This is a genomic window from Pseudomonas sp. C27(2019), assembly GCF_008807395.1.
GTDB lineage: Bacteria > Pseudomonadota > Gammaproteobacteria > Pseudomonadales > Pseudomonadaceae > Denitrificimonas.
The window spans coordinates 1219358-1232044 of sequence record NZ_CP043320.1 but is presented as its reverse complement, the minus strand read 5'-3'; the positions used below and the strand labels follow the sequence as shown (position 1 = coordinate 1232044).

The window sequence follows — 12687 nt, the reverse complement described above, 5'->3', positions numbered from 1 at the left end:
TTATTGAAGCCACGCTGCGTCATTCGAGTCATCAAACACATGCTCTAATAGAAACATTATTTCACCTTGCAGTAGGAACCATGCATGCCGCACTTGCCGCTCGATTGTCTGTTATTGCCAGAATGGCTGGTGCCTGTGGAACCCGCTGGTGTGATTCTGAAAAACTATGCGCTGGGTATTCGTGGCGATCGCATTGCTCTGATCGCACCACGTGAACAAGCCTTGAAAACACCTTGTGCAGATATTCGTGAGCTGCCCAACACTGTATTAACCCCTGGTTTAATAAACGCGCACGGCCATGCAGCGATGAGTTTGTTCCGCGGCTTGGCCGATGACCTGCCCTTGCACACGTGGCTCAATGAACACATTTGGCCAGCGGAAGCACGCTGGGTTAATGATGATTTTATCCGAGACGGCACTGACCTAGCCATCGCAGAACAATTGAAAAACGGCATCACCTGCTTTTCTGATATGTATTTCTATCCTGATATTGTCTGTCAGCAAGTGCACAGCAGCGGCATTCGCGCACAAATTACTGTGCCGATGCTGGACTTTCCGGTTCCCGGTGCACGCAACAGTGCCGAAGCCTTACGCAAAGGCTTACAGCTGTTCGATGATTTCAAGCAGCATCCGCGCCTAACCATTGGCTTTGGCCCGCACTCACCTTACACGGTTAATGATCAGTGCTTAGACAATGTCGTTATACTTGCAGCACAGCTGGATGCACCTATCCAAATACATGTGCATGAAACAGCAGTCGAAGTACAACAAAGCATAGCCAAGTATGGTGAACGCCCACTGGCACGTCTAGCCCGCCTCGGCTTGCTCGGTCCACGTTTTCAAGCCGTGCATATGACGCAAGTTAATGATGACGATATTGCCTTACTGGTGCAGAGCAATAGCAGCGTCATTCACTGTCCAGAATCAAACTTGAAACTCGCCAGTGGTTTTTGCCCAATCGAACGCTTGTGGAATGCTGGCATCAACGTAGCGATTGGAACCGATGGCGCAGCCAGCAACAATAACCTTGATTTACTCAGTGAAACCCGAACAGCCGCATTGTTGGCAAAAGCGGTAGCGCAATCAGCCAGTGCGATTGATGCACATCGCGCCCTGCGCATGGCCACATTAAATGGTGCTCGCGCACTGGGCATTGAAACGCAGACCGGCACACTAGAAGTCGACAAACTTGCTGATATTACAGCCTTCAACTTTAATGACCTGTCTGTACAGCCTGTTTACGACCCGGTCTCGCAGTTGATTTATGCAGCCGCCCGCAACTGTGTTGAGCATGTTTGGGTGGGCGGTAAACAGTTGCTCAAAGATCGTCAACTGGTGCGCATGGATGAGCAAAAGATCATCGCTAAAAGCCAGCAATGGGCGAGCAAAATAGCAAATAAATCAAATAGTTAAGAAGCCTTATTAAAGTCAATATAAATTACAGCTGCGCATGCAAGGCGAACACTAAAGCAAAGCATTGTAAAAGCTGGCATGATATGCACCTTTACTATCAGCACATATCGTATAGGACTGGGTTATGAGCAATATAGACCATGCTGAAATTGCGAAGTTTGAAGCCTTAGCTCACCGCTGGTGGGACCGTGAGAGTGAATTTAAACCGCTCCACGAGATCAACCCATTACGTGTCAACTGGATCAATGAACGCGCCCCTTTGGCAGGTAAGAGTGTCTTGGATGTTGGTTGCGGCGGTGGCATTTTAAGTGAAGCGATGGCGCAGCGTGGCGCTCATGTCACGGGTATTGATATGGGTGAAGCACCATTGGCTGTCGCGCGTTTGCATCAACTGGAAACAGGCGTTGATATCAACTACCGACAAATCACTGCAGAAGCCTTGGCAGAAGAGCAGCCTGAACAGTTTGATGTTGTCACCTGTTTAGAAATGCTTGAGCACGTGCCAGACCCTGCCTCGATTATTCGCGCATGCTATGCCTTGGTTAAGCCGGGTGGCCATGTGTTTTTTTCAACCATTAATCGCAACCCTAAAGCCTATCTCTTTGCGATTATTGGTGCTGAGTACATCATGGGCTTGCTGCCGCGCGGCACCCATGATTTTAAAAAATTCATTCGCCCATCCGAGCTTGGCGCGTGGAGTCGTGCCGCTGGTCTGCAAGTACAAGACATCATCGGTCTAACATACAACCCGCTAACCAAGCACTATAAACTTGAAGCCGATGTCGATGTGAACTATATGCTGCACACGAGCAAGGATGCCTAATGCGTATTGAGGCAGTTTTGTTTGATATGGATGGCACTTTGCTCGACACGGCAAAGGATTTTTTTTCCATTGTGCAGACTATGCGCATAGAGCGCAGGCTAGCACCTCTGAGCAGTGAAACATGCTTTCGCGAGCACGTCTCGCGTGGCGCACAAGCCATGGTGGCTTATGCTTTTTCTTTAGAGCTGGACGATCCGGAACTGATTCTTTTGCGAGATGATTTTCTCGCCCGTTACGATGTGCAGCATGCACAGCTCACAGGGCCTTTTCCTGGTATTTTAGCGCTGCTTGAGCGCCTAGAGCGCGCCGATATTCGTTGGGGCGTTGCCACCAATAAGCCGCTGCGTTTTGCCCAGCCCATTATGGATGCGCTGCAGTTGAGTTCACGTAGCGCGGTACTGCTCTGCCCTGAGCATGTTGAAAAAAGCAAACCTGCACCAGATATGTTGCTGGCGGCATGTGAGCAGTTGCAGCTCGATCCGCGCCAAGTCCTGTATGTTGGTGATGACAAACGTGACATTGATGCTGGGCGTGCTGCCAATATGCACACAGTTGCTGTGCGTTACGGCTATATCGTGCCCGGCGACAACCCATCCAATTGGGGTGCTGATGCTGTGATTGATAACATCGACGAAATTGATGCCCTGCTAGAAGCACAGTGTGGTTGTTAGTCGTCGTCAACATGAGGGCTTATCAGTCCATATTTAACATGAGCTAACTGGTTTACCTTATTGATTTTAAAGAGATGAGTTATGTTTAACTACACTGCACTTGCTGATTTGTTGAAAGATCGTATCATTCTGGTGACCGGTGCTGGACGCGGTATTGGCGCACAAGCAGCACGCACCTATGCCGCCCACGGCGCAACCGTTTTATTGCTGGGTAAAACAGAAAAACGTCTGAATGCTGTTTATGATGAAATTGTTGCGGCCGGCCACTCTGAGCCCGTAGTTATTCCTTTGGATTTAGAAAAGGCCACGCAGGAAGCCTATGACGAGCTCGCAGCAATGATTGAAAGCGAATTCGGCCACCTCGATGGCCTGCTGCACAATGCCTCTATTTTAGGCCCGCGCACGCCACTTGAGCAGCTTTCTGGCGAGAACTTTGCCAAGGTTATGCAAATTAACGTTAATGCCATGTTTATGCTAAACAGCGCGATGCTGCCATTACTGCGCTTATCCAAAGCTGCCTCAGTGATTTTCACCTCCAGCAGCGTCGGTCGCAAAGGCCGTGCCTACTGGGGCGCTTACGCGGTGTCAAAATTTGCCACTGAAGGCTTAATGCAAGTGATGGCGGACGAAATGGAAGGAACTGCGATTCGTGCCAACAGCATTAACCCTGGCGCAACACGCACCGATATGCGCGCACGTGCTTACCCTGGTGAGAATCCTGATAACAATCCCACCCCTGCCGAGATCATGCCCCTGTACTTGTACTTAATGGGTGATGACAGTGCTGAAATCAGCGGCCAAGCACTGAACGCGCAATAACCGTTACTTAGCAATATCCAACAGCGCCATTGCCCGCATGGCTTGGCGCTGTACTTCCTTGTGTTGCCTAGCAGCTTCCTCGCGTCAATTTAACCCCACTGCCACTGCGACTTCGGCATAGCGTCATAATCTTGTCAGTGCCATCAATATGCCAGTCAAGACATGGCCTTATGCATTATTTTTTTGACACCCTACATTAAATTCAGCATAACCTATTGATAACAAAGGAATTATAAATACTGGCATGATAATAGCATAAGTATTAGCAAGATCGCTTAGAGTAAAGGAATATCATGAACACGCAGCCAACCGCCAACGTCATCAATATTGAAAAAAATATTTCCAAGCGCATTGTCGGTGCTGCCGAGGCGATGCCTCTTATCACTTTATCGCACGCTGAGTTGCGCCAACTCTTATCCACCCAGTTACAAAGCTCACTTGATATCAAAGATATTTTAGCGATGTTCTTCAAAACAACTCAGCGGCTTATTAGCTATGACTCGCTCGTTTACAAGCATGCGGGACATGCAGTTGCAGCGGAGCTGGGCACCAGCAAAAAACACAGTGTGACCTATAACCTAAACTACCAAGGCGAATACTTAGGCGATATCAGCTTTACTCGCGAAAATATTTTTGTCGAAGATGAGCTGGGTGATTTTGAGTCCATTATCGCCAGTTTGATTTTTCCATTACGCAATAGCCTGCTTTATACGGCAGCATTACAGAGCGCACTAAAAGACTCACTGACCGGTATTGGTAACCGAATTGCCATGCAGCAAACACTGCAGCGTGATATTTACACCGCGCAACGCCACGAGCAGGCGTTATCAGTTTTGATGATCGATATTGATTTTTTCAAGAGCATCAATGATACCTACGGTCACAGCGCAGGCGATGCAGTATTAGAACACGTCGCACAACACATTCAAACGCAATTACGTACAGCCGATGCTGTGTTTCGCTTTGGTGGTGAGGAGTTTTTAGCAGTGCTGCCCAACACCTGCAGCCAGCACGCCAATCTAGTCGCTGAACGCTTACGTGAGAGCTTAGAGAACTTTCAAATCAACCACGAAGAACATGTGATCACAGTCACTGCGAGCATTGGTTGCGCCACACTGCGCAGTGAAGACACTCAGCAAACGCTACTGCAGCGGTCGGATACTGCTTTATATGCAGCTAAAAACAATGGCCGTAACCAAGTTCAGCTAGCGATCTAATCGCGAACGCTAGCTGAACTTGGTTGCAATTCAAATAGCTTGCTTACTCAGGGCGTAAACGACGTACTGGCGCATTACGAGTACTGCTAGACCCTTTCTTGTTACTTGCTGGGCCCGTTGCACGTGGCTTTCTTGAATCTTTAGCAAACTCTGCTGGTTGATCTTTATTGGTGGTGTAAACAGTTTTATCAGCACCACGTCGAACATGACGCGCAGCAGCAACAGGCTTAGCTGTTTTACGCTGTTGGCGATCCAGTTTATCTTTAGCTTTCTCGCTCATTTCTGGCAATAAAACCGGCTCTAAGCCCACTTCTTTACTAAGAATATCCAACTCAGCTTGGCCCATCTCACGCCAGCGCCCCATGCTTAGCTCTGAGGTTAAGAACACAGGACCAAAACGTACACGCTTGAGGCGACTGACAATCACATCTTGCGATTCCCACAAACGACGCACTTCACGGTTGCGACCTTCCATCACCACGCAATGGAACCAGCGGTTAAAGCCTTCACCACCAGGTGCTGCCTGCACATCAGTAAATTTTGCCGGACCATCTTCAAGCATTACGCCGCGCTTGAGGTTTTCGATCATTTCTTCAGTGACTTCACCACGTACGCGCACCGCATATTCACGGTCCATCTGATATGAAGGGTGCATCAAGCGATTGGCTAACTCACCGTCGGTGGTGAACATCAGCAAGCCCGTGGTATTGATATCTAAACGTCCGACGTTAATCCAGCGACCGGTGTGTGGACGTGGTAAGCGATCAAATACCGTTGGTCGGCCTTCTGGATCGTTACGCGTGCACACTTCGCCTTCAGGCTTGTTATAAATAATCACGCGACGCTGCAGATAGGTTTCTGCATCTTGTTTCAACGGACGACCGTCAACAGTGATGGCATCCAGCGCATCAACACGCGCCCCTAATTTAGCCACACGTGAATTGACCAGAACACGGCCATCGGTGATCCATTGCTCGATATCGCGACGTGAGCCAAAGCCCATACGCGCTAAGACTTTCTGCAGTCTTTCACCGACTGGCGCAACAACAGCTTTTTTGGCTTTTTCGTTCTGTGGCTTTTTAACTGCTGGTGCAGCAGTCTTTTTAGTTTTATCGTTCATCTAAGCACCTCCCGGTGGGTTACTTTTTCAGTGATTAAATTGCAAAATTTGCAAGTCGCTTATCATACGCGTGGCGCAGCCAATAGACGATATAAATCAGTCGCTGCGCTGGGTTAAATGCCACGCTTGGTGAATCTTTTTATTACGGGCAAAGTCAGGATCAAAAGTTTGCGCGCTGATGTTGGTTACTTGGTAGCGTGCTGCAATGCTTTCATCCATGACAAAACGGCGAAAGTTATTGGAGAAATACAAACTGCCGCCCGGCGCTAAGCGCGCCATGGCACGATCGAGCAGCAGTACATGGTCGCGTTGCACATCAAACACATCGTCCATGCGCTTTGAGTTGGAAAAGGTTGGCGGATCTAGAAAAATCAGATCATAGCTTTCGCGATCATTTTCCAGCCAGACCATGACATCGGCATGCACCAATTCGTGCTTATCTGAAAAACCATTGAGTGCTAGGTTGCGTTTCGCCCAATCCAAATAGGTTTTTGACAAATCTACACTGGTAGTACTGCGCGCACCACCTTTGGCCGCGTGTACCGTTGCCGCAGCCGTGTAGCAAAATAGATTTAAGAAGCGTTTGCCGGCTGCTTCTTGCTGAATGCGCATGCGCATCGGGCGGTGATCAAGGAATACACCAGTGTCCAGATAGTCAGTCAAGTTGACCAGCAGCTTCACACCACCTTCAGTGATATGCATAAACTGGCCGCGCTCAGCTTGACGCTCATACTGGCGGGTACCGGCTTGACGCTCACGGCGCTTGATGACAATGCGCTCAGGCACTACATCCAGCACGGTTGGAATAGCAGGTAATGCATCCAGAAAACGCCCTTTAGCTTTCTCAGGATCAATTGATTTGGGTGCTGCATATTCTTGTACGTGCACCCAGTCAGCATAGATATCAACAGCTAACGCATATTCAGGCATATCTGCGTCATACAAGCGGTAACACTCAATCTGTTCTTTACGCACCCACTTGCTCAGCTGTTTTAAGTTTTTCTTCAAGCGGTTGGCAAACATCTGCCCGCCTTCGCTTAAACGTGCGGACTCAACCGCAGTCACTGCTGTGCGCTCTGGTTCACCAGTTAAGCGCGGTGCTTCATCATACTCAGCGGGCGCGCTAGGCTTGGCATGACTGGCAACGCGATCAGCGAGCACAAAGCGCTCTGGTTGCACTTGAAACAATAATAAACGGCACGGTAGCGCACCATTAAACAACGAATACTGCTTGTGACTGCGCAGCCCCATGCGTTTACCCAGCTCTGGCGCACCAGTAAATACCGCTGCCTGCCAACCTAAGCAGGCACTGCGCAGGCGCTCACCTAAGTATTGGTAGAGGTACAACAAACTGGCTTCATCACCCAAACGCTCACCGTATGGCGGGTTGGTAACCACAAGCCCGGTTTGGCCTTGATCAGGTTTAGGGTCAAAGGTTGCCAACTCGCCTTGATAGATATTGATCCAGTTCGACAAACCAGCGCGCTCGATATTATTGCGTGCTGGCTGAATCAAGCGTGGGTCGGCTTCATAACCGCGTATCCACAACGGTGGCTGCGCTAAACCGATTTCTGCACGCTGCTGGGCTTCTTCAAGTAATGGCTGCCAAAGCTCTGGGTTGTGTCCCAACCAGTTCGTGAAGCCCCAACGCTCACGGCGCAAATTGGGTGCTATATCAGCAGCCATCATGGCGCCTTCAATCAAAAAGGTACCCACGCCGCACATGGGGTCAGCTAAGGCTGCGCCCTGCTTCGCCAGTGCTGGCCAGCCCGCACGCAGCAAAATGGCCGCTGCGAGGTTTTCCTTTAGCGGTGCTGCACCTTGCTGCAAGCGGTAGCCGCGTTGATGCAGGCTGGTGCCGGATAAATCCAAGGACAAGGTCGCCTCACCACGATTGAGGTGCAAATGCACACGTACATCAGGGCTGATTTTATCAACCGAGGGACGGTTGCCTTCTTTATCGCGCAGCGCATCCACAATCGCATCTTTAACTTTTAGCGCACCAAAGTGAGTGTTATCAATGCCGGAGCCACGCCCTGTGAACTCTACTGACAAAGTGCCATTGGCTTGCAAATGCTCAGCCCAATCCACGTCATTGATGCCGTGATACAGGTCTTCAACGGTTTTCACACTGAAGCGCTTGAGCACCAAGAGGACGCGGTTGGCCAGGCGCGACCACAAACACATGCGATAAGCATCCTGCATCGTCGCGCGCCCAGACACACCCGATAGTTGCTCACGGGCATCGGTGAGGCCTAGAGCCTGCGCCTCATCAAGCAACAGACCTTCCAGGCTTTTTGGGCATGTTAAATACAGTTCAACGTCTTTATTGGCGGGCATAAATTTCTCAGTGTGTGTAGCAAAGGTACAAATAAAAAGGCGTAGTCAACAGATTACAGTGCGCTGAATAGCCTTTCATCGGTTTTATCACCTAAAGCGCTGCACTCAATAAGGCTGTCTAGGTGTAATTTAAAAACATTTATAAAAATGAAAAGCATTGAAATCACAGGCTTTGTATCACTTTTATTGGAAACAATTTGTCACTTATAGTGAATATTCAAAAAACAGCAGGCGCATATAGCCAAACAATCATTCCAACCGAGACAACGTTTGGATAAAACTCGGCTGTGCTTTACCACTCTGCGCACTCGATTACGATCGTAAAGCAAGTGATTTAAAAACTGTACAGTATAGAGCTTTACTCTAAAGCTTGCGGCAACATTCTAGTCAAAAACTGAGGGCTATACCCAATGAGAAGACTCAAGCGTGATCCGTTAGAACGTGCTTTTTTACGTGGCTACCAGCATGGTGTCACGGGTAAATCACGGGAACTCTGTCCATTTAATGTAGCAGCAACTCGCCAAGCTTGGTTAAACGGCTGGCGCGAAGGGCGTGGCGATAACTGGGACGGTTTCCGTGGCGCAGCTGGCCTGCATCGGCTTAATGAGCTCAACGCTGTAGGCTAGCTAAGCTCTGTTTTAGTCGTGAGGCGCTGATGACCGGCCTCACGACTTTGTGCCTAGAGCAAAATTACTGACCACGCAAAACCGCAGCCATGGCATCCACTGATTCACGTATCAAAGCTGGGCCTTTATAAATAAAGCCTGAATAAATCTGCACTAAACTCGCGCCTGCTTGTATTTTCTCAGCAGCATGCTGCCCTTCGGTGATGCCACCAGCAGCAATAATCGGCAAACGCCCTGCTAGCGTTTCTGCTAGAACCTTGACCACATGCGTACTTTGTCCGCGTACTGGCGCGCCAGATAACCCACCAGTTTCTTCAGCGTGCAACATACCCTCCACGCCCTTGCGCGACAGCGTGGTATTGGTTGCAATCACAGCATCCATCCCAGTTTCAATTAAAATGTTGGCAATATCGACAATTTCCTCATCGCTCATATCTGGCGCAATTTTAATGGCCAAAGGCACACGCTTACCATGCAAGAAGGTTAAGTCTTCTTGGCGTTGGCGCAATGTATCCAGCAGGTTTCGCAAAGAATCACCAAATTGTAAAGAGCGCAGACCTGGCGTGTTAGGTGAGCTGACGTTAACAGTGATATAGCTGGCGCAACCGTAAACCTTATCCAAACAATGCAAATAATCATCGGCGGCGTTTTCAACAGGCGTATCAACGTTCTTACCAATATTGATGCCTAAAATTCCGGCAAAGTTAGCACTCTGCACTCGCGCTAACAAATGATCAACTCCGAGATTATTAAAGCCCATGCGGTTGATTATCCCTTCAGCGGCTGGCAGTCGAAACAAGCGCGGCTTGGGATTACCAGGCTGCGCGCGCGGGGTTACAGTGCCGATTTCAATAAAGCCAAAGCCTAGACCAGACAGCCCTAAAATCGCATCGCCATTTTTATCAAGACCTGCCGCCAAACCGACAGGGTTCGGGAAATCCAACCCCATAACCTTAACTGGCAACTCTGCTGGCTGCTTAACCAAGCGCCGCGTCAAGCCAAGTCGCCCACCCGCACCTAGTGCGTCGATGGTTAATTCATGTGCTGTTTCCGGCGACAATTTAAAAAGTAAACGACGAGATAAGCTATACATAGTTGAGCATCGAATTCGTGAAATATAAACATTGATTATAGCGGGTTAACCTAGCCGACGCAGGTCTAATAATTGCCCCTGCGCATTAAACTCCATAATGAAACTGCCATATATACCATCATGACGCAGAAATGGTTGTAAATGCCGCGCAGGCAAGCTGATTGTTCGGCCATCTCTGCTGCGAATTAATACACGATTTGCGGTGCCCTGATAGACTCGCAAGTAGTCTTGTGCAGGTATTGATATATCAAAAAATAAACTGAGCATGCTAAACTCTACAAATTAAATTCGCTATTTTAAAATAGCAGTGCCAGTGTAGCATGCACTACAGCACTGTTATTAGCTGCTCACACTGTTCTCAAGGTGCTTTTGGGATTATGAATCGACCTACTTACTCAGGCTCGCTGCTATCACGCATCAGTACTCTATTTAAAGGATCAGAGAGCGGCTCAGCATTATTTTCGCCAGAGCACATCGCGCAGCGTGTAAAGCTACCCTTTGTCGATTTTGCTACGCCCACCCTAAGCATCGGCTGGAAAAATAACCTACAGTTTCAGCATTTATTTGAGCTGCCGCGTAGTACCCTTTCTGGCCCAGTACAAGCCGATAAAGAAGATGCCCATGCCCTGCTGGCAAAACTTGTTACTAAAGTCATCGATACTGAGCGTATTATCGACTTACGTGACATCTACGGCATCTCTCAGCCATTGCCTGAAATCGAAACGTTTAAAACACTTGAAGAGCTTGCCGCCAGCGCGCACTGTCGACATATTCGTATTATCAGCTACCGCGATTTTGAGAAAACCATCACCCAAGCCATCCCGCACTTTCTCAGTGATCAACCCATTAATTTAGTGCAAGCCAGCTGGCTTGGTGAGCATTTGTTTTGGGCTGAAGAAAAGCACAGTTACGCATTTGCTTGCGCTGTTGTTTATGCGCGTCGGCGCGGCTTAGAGCTGCCTAAACGCACTTATATAAGTTGCTATTCAGTAAACACAGACGTATTGCAGACACTGCATAAAAACTACCACATGCTAATCATGCCAGATCAAGCATGGAGCGATCGTTCGTTTATGGCTATTCTGCTCGACTCCGGCAGTCCTTATGCGCGCTTAACCCTAACTAAGGGCCCTGCCCCAACAGAGGTTTTATTGCTGCCAAAGCGCAAGCAATTATCAAATAATCTAGGCACAGGCTTACGTCTTGCTGGTGCTTACGATGCCGGCGAAATTCTTTTGCAACAGACCAAGCGCTGAGCCCTCCACCCTAAAACATATCCGCTGATCACGATCCTTTTAAACTACAGCTACTGCGTTATCGCACTGATACTGTATAAGAAGTATTGCATATAAAAAAAGGCTGTATATAATACCAGTCACTGTATAAAACAACAGAGTGTCATTATGGCTAAGCTAACGAAACGTCAGTCAGAGATTTTAAATTTTCTTAAGTCTTGGATAGAAGACAACGGCTACCCACCGACTCGCGCTGAAATTGCAAAAGAACTGGGCTTTAAGTCACCCAATGCAGCTGAAGATCACCTAAAAGCCTTGGCGCGCAAAGGCGCGATCGAAATGATTCCTGGCGCCTCACGTGGTTTAAAGATCGTCGAGCAATTAGACACAGCCGAACAGCCAATAAACGACAATGAGCTGCCCGTTATTGGTCGTGTTGCCGCTGGTGAGCCGATCTTGGCCCAAGAACACATTGAAAACACCTGCTTAATCAGCCCTGAATTATTTAAGCCCCGTGCAGATTACTTGCTACAAGTACGCGGCATGAGCATGAAAGACATTGGTATTCTGGATGGTGATTTACTGGCCGTACACATGACCCAAGATGTCCGCAACGGCCAAGTTGTAGTGGCGCGCATTGATGACGATGTCACGGTCAAACGCTACCAGCGCGAAGGCAGCACAGTTTGGCTCTTACCTGAAAACCCTGATTTTGAGCCAATTAAAGTTGATTTAAAAACACAAAACTTGGTTATCGAAGGTTTAAGTGTCGGCGTTATCCGCCGCTAGAGAGGTCGCATGTCTCGTTCTATACCACTAGATCATCATCAGCAAATTTCACTGTTTGAGCCGTTATTCAATCACAACGGTGACGCATTAGCGCCCGTATTTGATACAACACAGCACTCTACAAAGAGCACTAACGAGCCTGAAGACAGTGTATTCAGTGAAATAACGTTATCTGGCCATTCACAGCAATGCTTACAGCTGATTGCACCGATACTAAGAGAACTCAGTGAAGGTGAAAATGATCGCTGGCTAACCTTGGTATCACCGCCTGAACATATTACTGCGCAGTGGTTACGCGATGCAGGCCTTAACCGCGAACGCATCTTGGTTCTGCGACCAAGAGGCTTGCAGAGCAGTCAAGAGCTGGCCTGTGAAGCATTGCGCTTAGGCTGTAGCCATACTGTTATCAGCTGGTTTAATCCGTTGCCGCGCCCTGCTCGCACACGCTTAATTGCAGCTGCACGATCAGGCGTCACGCAAATACTGAACATACGTCAACCCTCCACGATCTGATCCCCTACAGATCGCTTGCCGCGCTAAC

The 12687-nt window shown here is 48.7% G+C and carries 13 protein-coding genes; 9 read left to right on the top strand and 4 right to left on the bottom strand.

The window, feature by feature from the left end:
* The first annotated feature begins 84 nt into the window (after nt 1-84).
* From FXF61_RS05630 to FXF61_RS05610, 5 genes are all read left to right on the top strand, one after another.
* Entirely contained in the window at nt 85-1413 is a 1329-nt protein-coding gene (locus tag FXF61_RS05630; protein ID WP_151184345.1) for a TRZ/ATZ family hydrolase, read from the top strand.
* A 124-nt stretch (nt 1414-1537) separates the two neighbouring features.
* Nucleotides 1538-2236: a bifunctional 2-polyprenyl-6-hydroxyphenol methylase/3-demethylubiquinol 3-O-methyltransferase UbiG gene (gene ubiG / locus FXF61_RS05625; RefSeq protein WP_151184344.1), complete on the top strand. Its 699-nt coding sequence runs from the start codon at nt 1538-1540 to the stop codon at nt 2234-2236.
* The gene (locus tag FXF61_RS05620) at nt 2236-2907 is read left to right on the top strand and encodes an HAD-IA family hydrolase (protein ID WP_151184343.1); all 672 of its coding nucleotides are present in this window, start codon (nt 2236-2238) and stop codon (nt 2905-2907) included. The genes ubiG and FXF61_RS05620 overlap by 1 nt, the downstream gene beginning before the upstream one ends.
* 81 nt (nt 2908-2988) lie before the next feature.
* On the top strand, nt 2989-3726 hold the full coding sequence (locus FXF61_RS05615; RefSeq protein WP_151184342.1) for a YciK family oxidoreductase: 738 nt from the start codon (nt 2989-2991) through the stop codon (nt 3724-3726).
* A gap of 293 nt (nt 3727-4019) precedes the next feature.
* A complete protein-coding gene (locus FXF61_RS05610) occupies nt 4020-4943 on the top strand; it encodes a GGDEF domain-containing protein (RefSeq protein WP_151184341.1) in 924 nt (307 codons plus the stop codon).
* A gap of 43 nt (nt 4944-4986) precedes the next feature.
* Here the strand turns inward: FXF61_RS05610 and rluB are convergent, their stop codons facing one another.
* The gene (gene rluB / locus FXF61_RS05605) at nt 4987-5946 is read right to left on the bottom strand and encodes a 23S rRNA pseudouridine(2605) synthase RluB (protein ID WP_371921503.1); all 960 of its coding nucleotides are present in this window, start codon (nt 5944-5946) and stop codon (nt 4987-4989) included.
* A gap of 213 nt (nt 5947-6159) precedes the next feature.
* Nucleotides 6160-8403 carry a bifunctional 23S rRNA (guanine(2069)-N(7))-methyltransferase RlmK/23S rRNA (guanine(2445)-N(2))-methyltransferase RlmL gene (gene rlmKL / locus FXF61_RS05600; protein WP_151184339.1) on the bottom strand — a complete coding sequence of 748 codons (2244 nt, stop codon included), beginning with the start codon at nt 8401-8403 and terminating at the stop codon, nt 6160-6162.
* A gap of 410 nt (nt 8404-8813) precedes the next feature.
* Here rlmKL and rmf point away from each other — a divergent pair, with 410 nt between their 5' ends.
* The gene (gene rmf, locus FXF61_RS05595) at nt 8814-9029 is read left to right on the top strand and encodes a ribosome modulation factor (protein ID WP_151184338.1); all 216 of its coding nucleotides are present in this window, start codon (nt 8814-8816) and stop codon (nt 9027-9029) included.
* A 64-nt stretch (nt 9030-9093) separates the two neighbouring features.
* Here the strand turns inward: rmf and FXF61_RS05590 are convergent, their stop codons facing one another.
* Together FXF61_RS05590 and FXF61_RS05585 are read right to left on the bottom strand one after the other, a co-directional pair.
* Nucleotides 9094-10122, bottom strand: coding sequence for a quinone-dependent dihydroorotate dehydrogenase (locus FXF61_RS05590; protein ID WP_151184337.1), 1029 nt, complete (start codon nt 10120-10122; stop codon nt 9094-9096).
* 45 nt (nt 10123-10167) lie between these two features.
* Complete coding sequence (locus tag FXF61_RS05585) at nt 10168-10389, bottom strand: DUF2835 domain-containing protein (RefSeq protein ID WP_151184336.1); 222 nt, start codon at nt 10387-10389, stop codon at nt 10168-10170.
* A 110-nt stretch (nt 10390-10499) separates the two neighbouring features.
* Between FXF61_RS05585 and FXF61_RS05580 the strand changes: the two genes are divergently transcribed.
* From FXF61_RS05580 to sulA, 3 genes are all read left to right on the top strand, one after another.
* Entirely contained in the window at nt 10500-11378 is an 879-nt protein-coding gene (locus tag FXF61_RS05580; protein WP_151184335.1) for a DUF6685 family protein, read from the top strand.
* A 147-nt stretch (nt 11379-11525) separates the two neighbouring features.
* A complete protein-coding gene (gene lexA / locus FXF61_RS05575) occupies nt 11526-12146 on the top strand; it encodes a transcriptional repressor LexA (protein WP_151184334.1) in 621 nt (206 codons plus the stop codon).
* 9 nt (nt 12147-12155) lie between these two features.
* A complete protein-coding gene (gene sulA / locus FXF61_RS05570; protein WP_151184333.1) occupies nt 12156-12659 on the top strand; it encodes an SOS-induced cell division inhibitor SulA in 504 nt (167 codons plus the stop codon).
* Nucleotides 12660-12687 lie beyond the last annotated feature (28 nt).